The organism is Streptomyces sp. P1-3 (assembly GCF_050613155.1).
Taxonomy (GTDB): domain Bacteria; phylum Actinomycetota; class Actinomycetes; order Streptomycetales; family Streptomycetaceae; genus Streptomyces.
In genome coordinates this window covers 6238313-6255101 of record NZ_CP192512.1, presented here as the reverse complement: position 1 = coordinate 6255101, position 16789 = coordinate 6238313, and the positions used below count along the sequence as shown (strand labels likewise).

At 73.2% G+C, this 16789-nt stretch carries 11 protein-coding genes and 1 pseudogene; 3 read left to right on the top strand and 9 right to left on the bottom strand.

From position 1 onward, the window contains the following. Window positions 1-72 precede the first annotated feature (72 nt). The 3 genes and pseudogenes from ACQUSR_RS26730 to ACQUSR_RS26720 all read right to left on the bottom strand — a co-directional run. Window positions 73-303, bottom strand: a pseudogene (locus tag ACQUSR_RS26730) (VOC family protein); the annotation flags it as partial. After that, window positions 284-1336 carry a DNA polymerase Y family protein gene (locus ACQUSR_RS26725; protein ID WP_431047867.1) on the bottom strand — a complete coding sequence of 351 codons (1053 nt, stop codon included), beginning with the start codon at window positions 1334-1336 and terminating at the stop codon, window positions 284-286. The pseudogene ACQUSR_RS26730 and the gene ACQUSR_RS26725, both read right to left, overlap by 20 nt. A gap of 254 nt (window positions 1337-1590) precedes the next feature. Beyond that, window positions 1591-5265, bottom strand: a complete 3675-nt coding sequence (locus ACQUSR_RS26720; RefSeq protein WP_431045159.1) for a DNA polymerase III subunit alpha — start codon at window positions 5263-5265, stop codon at window positions 1591-1593. 245 nt (window positions 5266-5510) lie between these two features. On the opposite strand from ACQUSR_RS26720, the gene ACQUSR_RS26715 reads away from it, so the two are divergent. Next, window positions 5511-6584 carry a DUF3533 domain-containing protein gene (locus ACQUSR_RS26715; RefSeq protein ID WP_431045158.1) on the top strand — a complete coding sequence of 358 codons (1074 nt, stop codon included), beginning with the start codon at window positions 5511-5513 and terminating at the stop codon, window positions 6582-6584. Window positions 6585-6890: 306 nt separating this feature from the next. Next, window positions 6891-7328 carry a subtilase-type protease inhibitor gene (locus ACQUSR_RS26710; RefSeq protein WP_431045157.1) on the top strand — a complete coding sequence of 146 codons (438 nt, stop codon included), beginning with the start codon at window positions 6891-6893 and terminating at the stop codon, window positions 7326-7328. 123 nt (window positions 7329-7451) lie between these two features. Here the strand turns inward: ACQUSR_RS26710 and ACQUSR_RS26705 are convergent, their stop codons facing one another. The 4 genes from ACQUSR_RS26705 to ACQUSR_RS26690 all read right to left on the bottom strand — a co-directional run bounded on the left by ACQUSR_RS26705 (window position 7452) and on the right by ACQUSR_RS26690 (window position 12783). Then, window positions 7452-8525 carry a S1 family peptidase gene (locus tag ACQUSR_RS26705; RefSeq protein ID WP_431045156.1) on the bottom strand — a complete coding sequence of 358 codons (1074 nt, stop codon included), beginning with the start codon at window positions 8523-8525 and terminating at the stop codon, window positions 7452-7454. A 272-nt stretch (window positions 8526-8797) separates the two neighbouring features. Beyond that, complete coding sequence (locus ACQUSR_RS26700) at window positions 8798-9925, bottom strand: SPFH domain-containing protein (RefSeq protein WP_431045155.1); 1128 nt, start codon at window positions 9923-9925, stop codon at window positions 8798-8800. A 279-nt stretch (window positions 9926-10204) separates the two neighbouring features. Then, the gene (locus ACQUSR_RS26695) at window positions 10205-11113 is read right to left on the bottom strand and encodes a S1 family peptidase (RefSeq protein WP_431045154.1); all 909 of its coding nucleotides are present in this window, start codon (window positions 11111-11113) and stop codon (window positions 10205-10207) included. 350 nt (window positions 11114-11463) lie between these two features. Beyond that, window positions 11464-12783, bottom strand: coding sequence for a DUF5685 family protein (locus ACQUSR_RS26690; RefSeq protein ID WP_431045153.1), 1320 nt, complete (start codon window positions 12781-12783; stop codon window positions 11464-11466). A 232-nt stretch (window positions 12784-13015) separates the two neighbouring features. On the opposite strand from ACQUSR_RS26690, the gene ACQUSR_RS26685 reads away from it, so the two are divergent. Next, window positions 13016-13450, top strand: coding sequence for a cell division protein SepF (locus ACQUSR_RS26685; protein WP_431045152.1), 435 nt, complete (start codon window positions 13016-13018; stop codon window positions 13448-13450). A 42-nt stretch (window positions 13451-13492) separates the two neighbouring features. Here the strand turns inward: ACQUSR_RS26685 and ACQUSR_RS26680 are convergent, their stop codons facing one another. After that, complete coding sequence (locus ACQUSR_RS26680) at window positions 13493-14680, bottom strand: acyl-CoA dehydrogenase family protein (protein ID WP_431045151.1); 1188 nt, start codon at window positions 14678-14680, stop codon at window positions 13493-13495. Between the two features lie 135 nt (window positions 14681-14815). Next, window positions 14816-16510, bottom strand: a complete 1695-nt coding sequence (locus tag ACQUSR_RS26675) for an MFS transporter (protein ID WP_431045150.1) — start codon at window positions 16508-16510, stop codon at window positions 14816-14818. Window positions 16511-16789: the final 279 nt, after the last annotated feature.

The following is a 16789-nucleotide window of genomic DNA, read 5'->3' as shown; positions in this document are numbered from 1 at the left end:
TCTCCGCCATGGGGCACGACGCCACCCAGGCCAGCCTCTGGCCGGAGGGCAGCACTGCGCCGGCCCGCTCCCTCAGTGGCGTACCAGACAGAAGGGGTGCCCTGCCGGGGCCGCGTAGACGCGCCAGGACTGCTCATCGGCGCCGTCACCACCCCCACCGGCGCTGTCACCGCCGTCCAGTAGCGTCGCGCCCAAGGCCGGCACCTGCTCCTGCGCTCGGTCCAGGTCCGGAACACCGAAGTCCAGATGGAACTGAAGGCCGTCGGTGCGGGGTCGGAGCCTGTCACGCCGCATCCAGGAAGGACGCGGGCCGCACCGCCCCCGCGCCGAAGCGGGCCCGGGCGCGGTCGGCGGCGGCCTCGGCCCGGTGGGCCTTGTCGTCCTCCGGGTCGAACGTCAGCTGGTGCGCGGCGAGTCCGGCGTCCATGAGGCCCTCGGCCCGCAACGCCACGGACCGTACCCGCGCCCGTTCCAGAGCGAGCCCCGCGTGCAGCGCGTACGCGGCGGCGGTCAGCGCCGGGGTGTGCGCGGTCGGTTCGGGGAGGGTCCGGGAGCGGGTGGTCGTGGAGCGGTCCGCGTAGCGGACGGTGAGGGTGAGGGTGCGGGCCACCTGGCCGCTCGTACGCAGCCGTACGCCGAGGCCGTCGGCGAGAGTGAGCAGCGCGCGGCGCCGGCGGCCGGGGTCCAGTTCGTCATGGGCGAAGCGGTGTTCGGCGGCCATGGCGCGGGCGGGGGCGTTGGGGGTGACCGGCGCCGGGTCAGTGCCGTGCGCCCGCTCGTGGACCCGCCGCCCGGCCGCCGCGCCCAGGATGCGCTGGAGGGTGGCCAGCGGAGCCGCCGCGATCCGGTCGACGCTGTCCAGCCCGTACGCGCACAGGGCCCTGGCGGTCGCCGGGCCCACGCCGGGCAGGGCGGCCGCGGGCTTGTGCGCGAGGAAGGCGGCGACCGCCTCCGGAGTGCCGGGAACGGAACGGACCGCGCCGGGCACGCCGCCCTCCGCCAGGTGCGCGGCGGCGGCCATCCTGGCGAGCAGCGGGTTGGTGGCGACGCCCACGGTGCAGTCCACGCCGTACCGGGCCAGGGCCCGGACCCGTACGATCTCCGCCAGCCCGGCCGCGTCCCGGCCGAAGTAGCGCAGCGCGCCCCGGACATCGGCCAGCGCGGCGTCGGGCGGCAGCGCCTCGACGACGGGGGTCAGTTCGGCGAGCAGGGCGAGCAGCCCTTCGTAGGTGTCCGCACCGGGCTCGGCGCCGTCGGCGGAATGGAAGCGCACGTACAGCACACCCGGCACGTCTCGCCGAGAGCCCCCGGCCGGCCCCACCGGCACACCCGCCACGCCCCGCCGCGAACTCCCGGCCGGCTCCACCGGTACGGCCCCCACCGCCGGTCGTCCCGTGCCGCGCGCCTCCACCGTGCGGGTCGGCGTCCGGCCGCGCACCGGCAGCCGCGCGCCCGGGCCGCCGCCCGCGCCCTGCGGCGCGCCGGACGGGCGGGGCGCCCCGCCGACCCCGCGCACCGCAGGGGTCAGCGCCGTGGGCGGGGGCGGCGCGGACGCCCCGGACGGTTCGGGTACGCGCAGTGGCCGTCGTGTCATCGTCCCGCGCTCCCTGGACTGGAGTGCCACAACTTGCGCCCCGTGGCCGCGCCTTCACCCGCGGGGCGGAGGTCGGCCCAAGGGTGCATCTCGTAGCCGGTGGGCAGGTGGATACGGCGCGCCGTGTCCGCGGGGGCCTCCTCGTCGCCGGGGGCCTCGCCGGGGGCGGCGTCCCGGCCTTCGGACGGCGGCGCGGACGTCCCGGCGGGAGCCGGCGCCGCGAGCCGCGCGGCGACCGCCTCCAGGCCGCCGGTGCGCCGCAGTTCGGCCAGTTCCGCGAGGTTCCACGCGGCCGAGCCGACGACGCTGAGGCTGCGCGGGCCGCGCCGCTGGACCACGCCCCGTACGAGCAGCAGCCAGGAGTGGAAGACGGTGTGCGCGCACGTCGCGTGGCTGTCGTCGAAGAACGCGAGGTCGACCAGGCCGGTGCCGTCGTCGAGGGTGACGAAGATGACGCGCCGCCCGGAACGGATCGGGGGCGTCTGGGTGGCGGCCTTGGCCCCGGCGACCAGAACGGTCTCGCCGTGCCGGGCCACCCGCAGCCGCTTCGCCGGGATCACGCCCAGCTCCTCCAGAAACGCGCGGTGATCCCCCATCAGATGCCGTGATACGTCCATGCCGAGGACCCCGAGCTCGGCGTCGAGGCGTTCGGCCGCGTCGAGGTCCGGGAGCCCGGCGGGCGCGGCCGGGCCGGTCTCGGCGAGCGGCAGCTGGCCGCTGTGGGCCCCGCCGCCGCGCGAGGAGGCCCGGCGGTGCAGTTCGGCGATGTGCAGCAGCAGGTCGCGGCGGTTCGCGCCGAAGCCGTCCAGCGCGCCGACCTCCGCGAGCCGTTCGGCGACCGGCCGCCCCGGACGGGCCCGCAGCCACAGGTCCTGGAGCGAGGAGTACGGCCGTCCCGCGGCGATCCGCGCCGCTTCCGCCTCGCTGATGCCCCGTACGTCGCACAGCGCCATCCGGAGCCCCACACTTCCCCGGTCACTGCCTCCCTCGCCGCTTTGCCCGCTGCCGCCTCCCCCTTCACCACCCTTACCGGACATCAGTTCGATTCGATAGACCGTGTCGGACCGGTTCACGTCCAACGGCAGGATCGGCACCCCCTGCCGCCGCGCGTCCGCCAGCAGCAGCCGCTTGGGGTACATCCCGGGGTCGTGGGTGAGCAACCCGGCATAGAAGGCCGCCGGATGATGCGCTTTCAGCCAGGCCGACTGGTACGTGGGCACGGCGAAGGCGACCGCGTGCGCCTTGCAGAAGCCGTAGGAGCCGAACGCCTCGACGATCGCCCAGGTGCGCGCCAGCACCTCCGGGCCGTAGCCGCGCCTGGCCGCCTCCGCGTGGAACCAGGCCCGCACCCGGCCCTGCCGCGCGGGGTCCGACAGGGCGCGCCGCCCCTCGTCCGCGAGGTCCCGCCCGCAGCCGGTCATGATCGAGAGGATCTCGATGATCTGCTCGTGGAAGACGACGACGCCGTAGGTCTCGCGCAGCGCCTCCTCCAGGTCCGGGTGCGGGTAGTGGGGCCGGGTGCGGCCGTGCCGGGCGGCGATGAAGGGCCGCACCATGTCGGCGGCGACCGGTCCCGGCCGGAACAGCGAGATGTCGACCACCAGGTCGTGGAAGGTGGCGGGCTGGAGCCGGCCGATCAGGTCGCGCTGGCCGGGCGACTCGATCTGGAAGCAGCCCAGCGTCTCGGTGGAGCGGATCAGCCGGTACGTGGCCTCGTCGCCGGGCGGCACCTGTGCCGGGTCGTCCAGGTCCAGCGGCCGCCCGGTGACGCGTTCGACCTCCCGCGCCGCGTGGGCCATCGCGGACTGCATCCGCACCCCGAGGACGTCGAGCTTGAGCAGCCCGAGCTCCTCGACGTCGTCCTTGTCGAACTGCGACATCGGGAAGCCCTCGCCGCTGGTCGGCACGACGGGCGTACGGGCCAGCAGCCCGGCGTCCGACAGCAGGACGCCGCACGGGTGCATGGCGAGGCCGCGCGGCAGCGCGTCGAGCGCCTCCACCAGCTCCCAGAGGGCGCCGTAACGTTTCTGCGCGGCCGTGGCCTCCCGCACCTCCCGCAGTTCGGGCAGCTCCGTGATGGCCGCGCGCGCGTCCCGGGCGCGGATGTGCGGGAAGGACTTGGCGAGCCGGTCCACCTCGGCCGGATCCATGCCGAGGGCCGCGCCCACGTCCCGTACCGCGTGCCGCACCCGGTAGGTCTCGGGCATCGCGACGGTCGCGACCCGCGCCGCCCCGAAGCGGTCGAAGATCGCGCGGTAGACGTCCAGGCGGCGCGCGGACTCCACGTCGATGTCGATGTCGGGCAGCGCGCGCCGCCGCACCGACAGGAAGCGCTCCATCAGCAGCCCGTGCTCGACCGGGTCGGCGTGGGCGATGCCGAGCAGGTGGTTGACCAGGGAGCCGGCGCCGGAGCCCCGCGCGGTGACCCGGATGCCCAGTGCGCGGGTGTCGTCCACGACCTGGGCGACGGTCAGGAAGTACGTGGCGTAGCCGAGCCGTTCGATGGTGTGCAGCTCGTCCTCCAGCCGCCGCCAGCGCCGCCCGTCGCGGTCGTAACCGCGCAGCACCATGGCGGCGGCACAGCGGGAGCGCAGCACGCGCATCGCGGTCCGGTGTCCGGCGCCGACCAGGTGCGGTTCGGGGAAGTGGACGCTGCCGAGCCCCAGGTCGTCCTCGGGGTCGACCCGGCAGGCGGCGGCGGTGTCCTGGGTCTCCTCCAGCAGCCGGTGCGCGGCGGCGCGGCGGAATCCGGCCGCCGCCGCGACGCGCTCGGCGGTCCGGGCCATGTCGGCGGGGCCCTTGAGCCAGCCCTCGCCGCTGTCGAGCGCGCCGGGGGTGCGGAAGTCGATGGGGACGAGCCGGCGGGCGGCGTCCAGGACGTCGGCGACCGGGCCCTGGCCGGGGTCGGCGTAGCGGACGGCGTTGCTCAGGACGGCCCGTACGCCCTGGTCGGCGGCGAAGCCGACGGTGCGGGCGGCCAGCCGCAGCGAGCCGGGGCCGGTGCCGGTCCGCCTGTGCCAGACGGCCTCCAGCCGCAGCGCGTCACCGAACATTTCGCGCCAGGGCGCCAGCAGCCGCTCCGCCCGGTCCGGGCGCCCTGCGGCGAGGGCCCGGCCCACGTCGGAGTCCGGGCCGAGCAGCACGGTCAGCGGGGCGAGCGCGCCGGACGCCGCGCCTTCGAGGTCTTCCCAGCGCAGCAGGGGGCGCGCGTCGTGGTGGGCGGGGCCGGTCCGGTGCGCGTCGGCCGACCAGCGCGCGGGGTCGGCCGGACGCGTGTGGGACCCGGTGCCCTGGTGCGCGTGGGCGGCGGAGACCAGTCCGCACAGCGCCGCCCAAGCGGGCGCGCCGCCACGGGCGAGGAAGACAGCACGGGGCGTGGACTCGTCGATGAACGCCCCACCGCGCACCGGGGCGCGCCGCCGGGAGCCGCCGGCCGCGCCGGCCGCCCGCTGCGGTTCCCGTACCGCCAGGTCCACCCCGAACAGTGGCCGGATCCCGGCCTCGGCGGCGGCTCTGGCGAACCGCACGGCCCCGGCGAGGCTGTCGCGGTCGGTCAGGGCGAGCGCGTCCATGCCGCGTTCGGCGGCGCGTTGCGCCAACCGCTCCGGGTGGGCGGCTCCGTACCTCATGGAGAACCCGGACGCGGTGTGCAGGTGCGTGAAGTCTGGCATCCGCACCTCCTGCTCCTTGCTCACCCCCTGACCAGCCTGCCTCTGTCCCCTCTCCATCACCATAGACCACTTTTCGAACGTTCGTGCGATGCGCGGGTTGGGGGCACGACGGGACCCCGGGGTCACGTCGGCCCGTCGCCTGAACGGTCCGCGCCTGAACGGCCCGCGCCGCCTGCGCCGAACGGCTCCGGCCGCACACCATGTGGAGACACCTGCCCCGGACGGCGCCCGGCGAGGAGCGACGGATGACCCCTACGAGCAGAGCCACCCACCTCACCTACAGCGCCGGAGGCGGAGACGGGGTGACGAGGCGCGCCGCCCTGCTGATGGTCGGCGTGCTGCTGCTCCAGCTCGCCTTCATCACCTCGTACGTGGGCGCCTTCCACAACCCCAGGCCGGAGCGCGTCGACCTCGCCGCCGTCGCCCCGGGCCCGGCCGTCGACCAACTGGTGCGCGACCTCGACGCGCTGCCGGGCGAGCCGTTCGACGCACGCGCGGTCGGCAGCGAGGCCGCGGCGATCCGGAAGATCAGGCACCGGGAGGTCGACGCGGCGCTGGTCGCCGCCCCGGCCGGCACCACCGACCGGCTGTTCGTCGCGAGCGGCGCGGGAGCCTCGCTCTCCCTGGCGGTCGAGCAGGCCGTGACCGCGGCCGAGAAGGCCCGGGGACGCGCCGTCCGCACCATCGACGTCGCTCCGGTCCGCAAGGGCGACGCTCGGGGGCTGACCTCGTTCTACCTGGTGGTCGGCTGGTGCGTCGGCGGCTATCTGTGCGCCGCGGCGCTGGCGATCAGCGCCGGGGCACGGCCCGCCACCCCGCACCGGGCGCTGATCCGGCTCGGTGGGCTCGCGGCGTACTCGGCCCTCGCGGGCCTGGGGGGCGCGGTGATCGCGGGCCCGATCCTCGACGCGCTGCCGGGCAGCGTCTGGGCGCTGTGGGGGCTGGGCGCGCTCGTGGTCTTCGCGGTCGGGGCGGCGACCCTCGCGTGCCAGGCGGTCGCGGGTGTGGTGGGCATCGGCCTGGCGATCCTGCTGGTCGTCGTCCTGGGCAACCCGAGCGCGGGCGGCGCGTACCCCTACCCGCTGCTGCCGGACTTCTGGCGCGCCATCGGGCCCGCGCTACCGCCGGGCGCGGGCACCTGGACGGCCCGCTCGATCGCGTACTTCCGCGGCAACGGGGTGACCGGTCCGCTGCTGGTGCTCGCCGCCTGGGCGGTCGCAGGCGCGGCCGTCACCCTGATCGCCTCGGCGCTCCGCGGCCGCCGACCCGGACGCGGCATCCAGCTGGTTCCACCCGTCCCCGGCAGCCCGCACATCTGACGCCGGAGCGACGCTTTCCGGTCGAGCCTCGCCGACCGATGCGCGGCCGTCGGCGCCACACTCCGGCGATGGTACGGATCTCAACGAACGACCGGACGGCTGGCCAGACCGGCTGTGACGCATTGTGGGCAACTGATCTACACAGAGATACTGGTCATCGGATTGACACAATCAGCCACCAGACGATTGCCGACAGTGACCGGAAGTGACTGTTCGACTGTGCGCTTCTCGCCCGCTTGAGCAAGACTCCGGTCCAGACCGGACACCTGTCCGGTATCTGCAACCACGAGCAAGGGAGTGTTCGGAATGCGGAAGATCGCTGGATCGATCGGCCTCGGCGCCGCCCTGACCATGAGCTGCCTCGTCGCGGCCGGCAGCGCCGCCAGCGCCGAGCCGGCGCAGCCGCGCAGCCTGTACGCACCCTCGGCACTGGTCCTCACCATCGGCAGCGGGGACGACCCGGCGACGGCCACGGTGCAGCGCGCGGTGACCCTGAACTGCCGCCCGAAGGCCGGCGGAACGCACCCGGCGCCCACGACGGCGTGCGCGGAACTCTACGCGGTCAACGGCCAGTTCGCCGACCTTCCGGCCCTGAATTCGGAGGGCCGGGCCTGCACCAAGGACTACCGACCGATCGTGGTCACCGCCCAGGGCGTGTGGGACGGCAAGCGGGTCGAGTACGCCAAGACCTACGGGAACGCCTGCACGATGGAGTCGCTGCGGTCCGTGGTCTTCTCGTTCTGACCTCGGCCGACTCTCCGGCACGTTGAAAGCCTGCCACCCCGCGCAGGGGGGAGGCCCCGGACACAAGTGGGGTGTCCGGGGCCTCCCCATCCGCGGCCGTTCCGTGGCCGGCGGACGTCCGCGTCAGCCGATCTCGGCGCCGTATACCTCCAGCGGCTCGGTCACCGGCTGGAAGAAGGTCTCACCGCCCGAGGAGCAGTCACCGCTGCCCCCGGAGGTCAGACCCAGCGCCGTCTCGCCGGCGAAGAGCGCGCCGCCGCTGTCGCCGGGCTCGGCGCAGACGGTGGTCTGGATCAGCCCCTCGACCGTGCCCTCCGCGTAGTTGACGGTCGCGTCGAGAGCGGTGACCTGGCCGTCGTGCACCTGGGTGGTGCTGCCGCTGCGCCGCACCTCCTGACCGACCGTGGCCTCACCCGCCTGGGTGATGGCCTGGCTGCCACCGTCGTACAGGTTCACCTCGCTCGGGTGGTCGATCTCCGCGGTGTACTTCACGAGTCCGTAGTCGTCGCCCGGGAAGCTGCTGCCCTCGTTGGCGCCGATCTCGGAGCCGCCCTGGGAGTCGGACCAGCTGCTGACCGCCTCGGTGCAGTGCCCGGCGGTCAGGAAGTACGGCTGTCCGTCCTTGACCACGTTGAACCCCAGCGAGCAGCGCGCGCCGGAGCCCCAGATGGCGTCGCCGCCCGCGATCCGGGTCTGGAACTTCCCGGCCGAGTGGCGCACCCGGACCTTGTCGCCTAGGGAGCCCGCGACCTTTTCGAGCTTGGCCAGCCGGTCGCCCGTGACCGTGCTGTCCGCCGTGATGACGACCTTGTTGGTCTTGGGGTCCATCGCCCACGCGGTACCGGGGATGGCGGCCTTGGCCTTCAGCGTCGCGCGTGCCGCGTCGAGCTGCGCCAGCGTGTGCTTGACGACCTTGGCCTCGGCGCCCGCGTCGCGCACCGCGTCGGCGGCCGCCTCGTCCACGACGTTGACCACCAGCTTCCCGGCCTCGGCGTCGTAGTAGGAACCGGCCGTGTCGCCGTTGAGGGTGGCGGCGAGATGGGTGGAGAGCTTGCCGGCCGCGGCGGCCGAGAGGGTGTCCGCGTGCGCGGCGGGCGCGGCGTTCGCGTTCTGCAGGGTGAGGGTCACGAGGGCCAGGGCGGCCACGCCCGCTCCGGCGATGGCGGTGCGGCGCTTGGATATGCGTCCGTGCTTCAACTCAGTACCTCCAGTGGGGGGATGGGCCCGGCGGTGGGGTGCCCGGCCCGGAGGACCTGCCAGCATGAGCACGCCTGCCCACAGGAAGTCGCGTCCATGCCAACTCGTTTCACTTGAGTATTCCGAGGGCGCGCGGGCGCACACAAGGTCGCGTTCTGGTCGCTCGAGCGAAAGTCGAGAGGTCCCGGCCGCCCCCGGGCACGCCGGTGCCCGCGCATGTCAGTCATGACGCGGGCACAGGGTGCGACGGCTGCTTGAACAGCCGGTGACGGCTACGCCTGTCCGGTTACCGCCCTTCCGCTTCCGGTATCCGACTGCGCGCCCGGACGGGGCCGCGAGCGCGGCCCGCCGGGGTGCGGTTGGTCGGGGTGCGGTTGGTCGGGGTGCGGCTCCCGGGTCGGCTCACCGGGCGGCGCGTCAGCGGCGGACTCACCCGACTCCACTTCGGCACGCGGCTCGCCCGGTTCGATGTCGACGCGCGATTCGCCCGGCTCGATATCGGCGTGCGGCTCGCCCCGCTCGATGTCGACGTGCGGCTCGCCCGGCTCCATTTCCGCGTGCGACCGGCCCGGCGGTACTCCGGTGTGCGGCTCGCGCGGCTCCACTTCGGCGTGCCGTTCGCCGTGCCGCGCGCCCTTCTCCTCGGCCCCCTTCTCCAGGAAGCGCAGCAGCTCCACCGGAATGGGCAGGACCAGGGTGGAGTTCTTCTCGGCGGCGACCGCCATCACGGTCTGCAGCAGCCGCAGTTGCAGCGCCGAGGGGGTGTCGGCCATTTGCGCGGCCGCCTCCGCGAGCTTCCTAGACGCCTGGAGTTCGGCGTCCGCGTTGATCACGCGCGCCCGCCGCTCGCGGTCGGCCTCGGCCTGCCTGGCCATCGAGCGCTTCATCGTCTCGGGGAGCGACACGTCCTTGATCTCGACCCGGTCGATGTGCACGCCCCAGCCGACCGCCGGGCTGTCGATCATCAGCTCGAGGCCCTGGTTGAGCTTCTCCCGGTTGGACAGCAGATCGTCCAGGTCGCTCTTGCCGATGATGGAGCGCAGCGAGGTCTGCGCCATCTGCGAGACGGCGAAACGGTAGTCCTCGACCTGCACGATCGCGTCCGCCGGGTCGACGACCTTGAAATAGACGACGGCGTCGACGCGCACCGTCACGTTGTCGCGGGTGATGCCCTCCTGGGCGGGCACGGGCATCGTCACGATCTGCATGTTGACCTTGCGGAGCCGGTCGATGACCGGGACGATCATCGTGAATCCGGGCTGGCGGACCGCCGAGCGGAGCCTGCCGAGCCGGAAGACGACGCCCCGCTCGTACTGCTTGACCACACGGGCGGCCGCCATGGCATAGACCGCCGCACCCGAGAACGCCAGCGCACCCGCTGCCACGAGCTCTTCGACCATCACGGCCACCTGCCCGTCCGTACCTGTCGCGAGCGATGCCCCCGAGAGGGACCCCGCGAGGTCCGGCAGGGGGCCTCCCAGGGACCCACAGGGGGTCTGTTTTGTCCACGATAGTCCCGCTCTGACCGGGCCGGGAGGCCTCGGGGAACGAACCGGGGCGCCACTGAGCCCCCGCCCGGTGCACCAGGCGGGGGCTCAGCCTCGACTCGTCTTCGACGCGCCCTCGGCTCACCCGCGGACGGCCGCGGCGCCACGGGTCCTACAGGTGGGGGGCGGCGATCAGTAGACGCTCACGCCGTACGCGTTCAGGGCCTCGACGACCGGCTGGAAGAAGGTCGTGCCACCGGAGGAGCAGTTGCCGCTGCCGCCGGAGGTCAGACCCAGCGCGGTGGTGCCGGAGTACAGCGGGCCGCCGCTGTCGCCGGGCTCGGCGCAGACGGTGGTCTGGATCATGCCGTAGACGACATCGCCTCCGCCGTAGTTGACGGTGGCGTTCAGACCGGTGACCCGGCCGCTGTGGGTGCCGGTGGTGCTGCCGCGGCGGGTCACCGTCTGACCGACGGTCGGGTTGGCCGCGCGGGTGATGTCCTGGCCACCGACGGTGCCCGAGGGCGTGACGGATCCGCTGTAGCGGACCAGGCCGTAGTCGTTGGTCGGGAAGCTGGAGCCGGCGGTCGGGCCGATGACCGTGCTGCGGCCGGAGTTGGAGTACCAGGTGCCCGCGCCCTCGGTGCAGTGCCCGGCCGTCACGAAGTAGTTGGTTCCGCTGCTGTTGCGGACGTTGAAGCCCAGCGAGCAGCGCCCGCTGGACGAGTAGATGGCGTCGCCGCCGGAGATGAGCTTGCTGAACGTGCCGGAAGTGCGCTTGACCTCGATGGCGTCGGCGTTGGCACCGGCCGTCTTCTTGATCTTGGCTATCTCGGCTTGACTCACGGTACTGTCGGCCGTGACGACAAGGGTGTTGGTCGCCTTGTCGACATACCAGGCGGTGCCGGCGACGTCGGCGTCGAGCACCGCGGCGCTCGCGGCCTTGGCCTCGGACGCGCTGAACGTCTTCGCCGGGTCGTCGGACGCGTTGGCCACGGACGGCACGGCGATCGCCGCGGTGGCCACGACCGCCGATGCCGCGGCGATGAGCTTGGCACGTCTCGCGACGCCGGTGCGGGGGGTGTTGCGCTTGATCCTCAACTCTTCCTCCGAGGGGGAATCGGGGGCCCTCCCTCCTGGCCCGCCATCGGGCAGGAGGGGCCCAGATGAGCGGAGGGCCCGTGAGGCGCAGCCAGGACACGCGACGAACTCCGCTTTCGCCGTGCTCCTGACAAGCGCTGCCGGAAGTATTCGCGCATTCAACGGGATCGCGCAAGACGTCACATCGGACTATTGCGAACTGTTCGCAAATAGGCATGGCCCCGGCGGCCGACCAGGCCGCCGGGGCTGCGCACACCCGATTCCCCTCAGGTCGCCCCTTCGACGGACCAGCGGGCGACCGGGTTCCGCCCTCTCACCGATTCACCGTCCGCAGGCCGCAGTTGGTGGACTCAGCAGCCGTCGCAGGGGCAGCAGCAGTCACAGCCGCAGCCGCCGCAGTCGCACTGGTGGCACCAGCCCTCGCGCTTCTTGTTCTTGCGCCACGGGTCGTCGTACTTCTCCCGGCAGCAGACCTGGCACGTGCAGAACAGCCCAAGCCAGACCGCGCATCCGGCGATCGTGCCGCGCTTGCGCGGGTACGGATCGGACGGCCCATGTCCGTACGGACCGCCACCGTACGGTCCGCCGCCACCGGGTCCACCCGGTCCGCCCGGTCCACCCGGCTGGTAAGGGTTGTTGGGTCCGCCACCGTACGGATTGCCGTACGGCTCCCCGTACTGACCGGGGGCGTACGGCCCGCCCTGGCCATACGGGTTCCCCTGACCGTACGGGTCGCCTTGGCCATACGGGCCGCCCTGGCCGTAGGGCCCCTGGCCGGGGCCCGGCGCCGCGTGCGAGCACGTCGTGCCGAACGCCCGCTCCACCGCGTGCTCCAGCTCGTGCACCAGCAGCAGATGCGTCAGTTTGCCCGCGCCCTTGGTGAACTCCGCGTCGTGCAGCGCCAGGTGCACACCGCGCACCGCGTCGTCACACAGCCTGCGCACCTCGGCGAGCTCCGTGCCGGTGGCCGCGACCGGGTTCCACGCCCCCGTCTTCGCGTCCTCGTGCAGGTCCTCAACCGCGTCCAGCAGATGCGCGATCCGCCCGAAGAGCCGTCCCGCCTCCTCCAACGGCGCGATGTTGCCGGGGCGGCCGGCCAGTACGGCGGTATGGCCGAAGGCCGCGGCCGTCGCGGTCTCGGTCGGTTCGGTGATCTCCAGCAGCGGTGTGCCGAGTCCGGCGGCGCGTTCGAGCGCGTCCTGCCGGCCGACCGCGTCGAGCAGTACGGCGGTGTCGAAGCCGATGTCCGCACCGGACCGAGCGCCGGCCCGATCCCACTTGGCCGCCACCCGGCGGGCCGCCGCGGCGAACGGACGGCGCGCCAGAAGCCCGTCCCGGTCGACCACATGGTCCCGTACCTTCGCCGAGGCCAGCACCAGCGAGACGGTCGCGGCCAGCCGCGCGCCCTCGCCCTGGGCGACGGGGGCGGTACGCATCCCGCGCAGCGGGCACGGCCCGGCGGTGCGCCGCCAGCCGCCCGCGGCACCCGGCAGCTCCGACTGGGCCTCCGTCAGAACGGAGATGACCAGGCCGTCGTAGTTGGTGGCCACCCGCGCGAACTGCCCGTGAGCACCGCGCAGCGCCAGGCACAACCCGCACAGATGCGCCATCCACTCCGTGCGCAGCGTCTCCGACATCCGGTGCCGACAAGGCCGAATTATTCCGAACATACTCCCCCGATCACCCAGACGTCCTCGACGTCACCCGTCCGGCTCGGCGGAGTTTACCCATTGCCACGTCATGCCCCCTACGCAGCAGGAACTCTGAGCATCCGCCAACCGTTCTGCACCAGTACCGTCACGAATCCCCTGTGCGACGGCTAACCACTTGGCACATCATCCACGTCATGGAGGACGATAGAGGGGAGGAGACAATACACACCGTTGGTGAGAGGAGGCGTCCATGGGATCGGTGCGCAAGGCGAGTGCCTGGCTTGGCCTCGTCGACGACAGCGATGACGAGCGCTACTACGACGACGACTACGCCGAGGGGCCCGAGCCCAGCGACGCCTGGGTGACCGACCCCCGGGTGCGGGTGGCCGACGAGGCCGCGCAGGACCAGGGGACCCGTATCGCGACAGTGACCCCGGACGGCTTCCGGGACGCCCGCACCATCGGCGAGCTGTTCCGCGAGGGCGTCCCGGTGATCGTGAACCTCACGACCATGGAGCCCGGGGACGCCAAGCGCGTCGTGGACTTCGCGGCGGGGCTGACCTTCGGGCTGCGCGGCTCGATCGAGCGCGTCGCCACCCGCGTCTTCCTGCTGACGCCCGCGGACTACCAGATCGTGAGCGGCGACGCGGGCCGTGCGAGCGGCGGCTTCTTCAATCAGAGCTGAGCCGGGCGGGGCGGCTCATCGGAACCGGCGCGTGGAACCGGCTCACCGGAACGCGTCGAGGCCGGTGAGCGCCTTGCCCAGCACCAGTTGGTGCATCTCCACGGTGCCCTCGTAGGTGAGCACCGATTCCAGATTGGTCGCGTGCCGCATGACGGGGTACTCCAGCGAGATCCCGTTGGCGCCCAGGATCGTCCGGGCCGTGCGGCAGATCTCGATCGCCTCGCGCACATTGTTGAGCTTGCCGAAGCTGACCTGCTCCGGGCGGAGCTTCCCGGCGTCCATCCGCCGCCCGAGGTGGTGGGCGAGCAGGATCCCCTTGTGCAGTTCGACCGCCATGTCGGCGAGCTTGCCCTGGGTGAGCTGGAATCCGCCGATGGGCCTGCCGAACTGCTCCCGGCTCCTGGCGTACTCCAGGGCGCTTTCGAAGGAGGACCGGGCCGCGCCCATCGCGCCCCACACGATGCCGTAGCGGGCGTGGCTGAGGCAGCTCAGCGGCCCGCGCAGTCCGGTGACCCCCGGCAGTACGGCATCCTCCGGCAGCCGTACCTCGTCCAGGACCAGCTCACTGGTGACGGACGCCCGCAGCGACCACTTGTGCCTGATCTCCGGGGCCGAGAAGCCGGGGGCGTCCGTGGGCACCGCGAAGCCGCGGATGCCCTCGTCGGTACGGGCCCAGACCACCGCGACCCCGGCCACCGAACCGTTGGTGATCCACATCTTGCGGCCGGTCAGCACCCAGTCCGCGCCGTCGCGCTTGGCGTACGTACGCATCCCCGCCGGGTCCGAGCCGTGGTCCGGCTCGGTCAGTCCGAAGCAGCCGATGACCTCGCCGGAGGCCATGCGCGGCAGCCACTGCCGCTTCTGCTCCTCGGAACCGTAGGCGTGGATGGCGTACATCGCGAGCGACCCCTGGACGGAGACCAGCGACCGGATCCCCGAATCGGCCGCCTCCAGCTCCAGGCAGGCAAGGCCGTACTGGACGGCGCTCGCGCCCGCGCAGCCGTACCCCTCCAGGGACATGCCGAGGGCGCCGAGCGAGCCGAGCTCACGGGCCAGCTCGCGGATGCCGGGCAGCTCACCGCGCTCGTACCAGTCGGCGATGTGCGGCAGGACCCGGTCGGCGGCCCAGCGGCGGACGGTGTCCCGGACCGCGAGCTCCTCGGGGTCGAGGAGGTCGTCGATGCCCAGCGGGTCGGTCGGGTCGAACGGCGGCAGGCTGCGCGTGGACATGGATTCGCCTCCGGCTGAGGATCTTCACGGCTCGCCTGACGTTACGACTGGGTAACCCATGCCGTCCAGACCCGCCCGCTCAGCCTGCCGGGGCGCGGCCGAGGCGGCGGGCCCTGGAACACCCCACCGGGGCGCTCAGCCCGAGGGCTCCACGGTCACCGGGGCCCGGGAGGTCCCGGCCGTGTCCTCCGCGCCGGGAGGGGGCACTGCCGCGTCCTCCCCGCCCGCGGCGGGCACGACCGCGTCCTTCGCACCGGAGTCCGCACCGCACTCCATCACGCGGGGCAGCCGGAGCGCCGCGACGGCTCCCAGGACCAGCAGCAGCGCGCTGACCAGGAGGGTGACGTGCAGACCGTGGACGAACGCCTCACGAGCGGCCACCCGCAGGGCGCCTCCGGCGGGTCCGGCGAGCTTGTCGGAGACCTCGTACGCCTCGGCCAGCGACTGCCGGGCGGCGATGGCGTCGTGGCGCGGGACGCCGTCCACGGAGGTGACGCCGGGCGCGTACGCGGCGTTCATGACGCTGCCGAGCAGGGCTATCCCCATGCCCGCGCCGAGCTGGTACGAGGTCTCCCCGATGGCCGCGGCACCGCCCGCGGACTCGGCCGGGGCCTCGCTGAGCATGGATTCGTACGCCCCGAAAAGGGTCATCTCCAGGCCGAAGCCGAGGGCGACGAAGCCGCCGATGAGGAGCGCGGGCCGGTCGGACTGCCCCATGAGGGTGAGGCTGAGCACGGCCGCCGCGGTGAGGGCGAAGCCGAAGGCGACCATGGTGCGCGGTCCGAGCCGGTGGAGCATCCGGGACCCGACGAGGCCGGCGGCCATGGCGGCGAAGGTGAGCGGCAGCAGCCGCAGGCCGGTCTCCAGCGGAGTGAGTCCGAGGACGAGTTGGAGGTACTGGGCGGCGACGAGCTCCAGGCCCACGAGCGCCAGCAGCGCCAGCACGATGCAGCCGACGGATATACCGAAGGCCGGGCGGACGAACAGGCCGAGGTCCACCAGCGGATGGGTGCGGCGCCGCTGGCGGCGGACGAAGAGGGCCAGCAGGAGGGCGCCGAACAGCAGCGGACCGAGGGTGGCGGGCTCCGTCAGCTCTTCCCCGCTGCCCATCCGCTTCACACCGAGGACCACACCGGCCAGTCCGAACGCGGCCACCAGCGCGCCGACCACGTCCCACGGGCCGTCCCGGTCACCGGCGGACTCCGGCAGCAGCCAGCGGCCCACCGGGAGGGCGACCACCATCAGCGGGATGTTGATCAGGAAGACCGAACCCCACCAGAAGTGCTCCAGCAGGAAGCCGCCGAGCAGCGGGCCGACCGCCGCGCCGATGCCGGCGACCGCGCTCCAGACGCCGATGGCGAGCGCGCGCTCACGTCGGTCGGGGAAAACCTGTCGCAGGATCGACAGCGTGGCGGGCATGATCATCGCGCCGCCGACGCCGAGCAGGGCGCGGGCGAGGATGAGTATCTGGGGGGTGTCGGCGAACGCGGCGAGTGCCGAGGCGGCGCCGAACAGCGCGTAGCCGAGCAGCAGGATGCGCCGTCGTCCCACCCGGTCGCCGAGGGTGCCGAAGAGGATCAGCAGCGAGGCGCAGACCAGCGGATACGCGTCGATGATCCACAGCAGTTCGATCGCGCCGGGCCGCAGGTCCTCGCTGACGGCGGGGACGGCGACGTGCAGCGCGGTGCCGTCGACGGCCACCAGCAGGAGGCTGACGCAGAGCACGACGAGCACGACCCAGCGGTTGCCCCCGCCGATCGCGTCCATGCCGCGCCGATGCCGGAGAACGCCCGCCGCCCGCCGAGTGCCGGCCGTGGTCGTCCCGGACATGTACGCACCTCCCTGTCTTACCCTCGCGCCGAGGCCGGGCCGGCCGGGGATGTCGAAGCGTCGGTCCCGGCGGCCCAGTGGCATAGGCGAGTGAGACGTCAGAGTACGCGAGTCCCTGTGCGGCTCGTGTGCCGCAGGTCATCTTGAGACCGACATCGCAGCCCTGCTGACCGGCACGTTCGCACTGGTGTTCCCTTTTGTCCCCCGAACCGTGTCCTCCGCACGACCTTGCCGCGCTCCGGCGTTCCGCGGTTATCCACAGGTGGCCGGGGCGGACGC

Coding starts and splice junctions, on each gene's coding strand:
- ACQUSR_RS26690 (WP_431045153.1), bottom strand. CDS start 12,783: ATGTTCGGAATAATTCGGCCTTGTCGGCACCGGATGTCGGAGACGCTG.
- ACQUSR_RS26680 (WP_431045151.1), bottom strand. CDS start 14,680: ATGTCCACGCGCAGCCTGCCGCCGTTCGACCCGACCGACCCGCTGGGC.
- ACQUSR_RS26675 (WP_431045150.1), bottom strand. CDS start 16,510: ATGTCCGGGACGACCACGGCCGGCACTCGGCGGGCGGCGGGCGTTCTC.
- ACQUSR_RS26710 (WP_431045157.1), top strand. CDS start 6,891: ATGCGGAAGATCGCTGGATCGATCGGCCTCGGCGCCGCCCTGACCATG.
- ACQUSR_RS26700 (WP_431045155.1), bottom strand. CDS start 9,925: ATGGTCGAAGAGCTCGTGGCAGCGGGTGCGCTGGCGTTCTCGGGTGCG.
- ACQUSR_RS26685 (WP_431045152.1), top strand. CDS start 13,016: ATGGGATCGGTGCGCAAGGCGAGTGCCTGGCTTGGCCTCGTCGACGAC.
- ACQUSR_RS26720 (WP_431045159.1), bottom strand. CDS start 5,265: ATGCCAGACTTCACGCACCTGCACACCGCGTCCGGGTTCTCCATGAGG.
- ACQUSR_RS26715 (WP_431045158.1), top strand. CDS start 5,511: ATGACCCCTACGAGCAGAGCCACCCACCTCACCTACAGCGCCGGAGGC.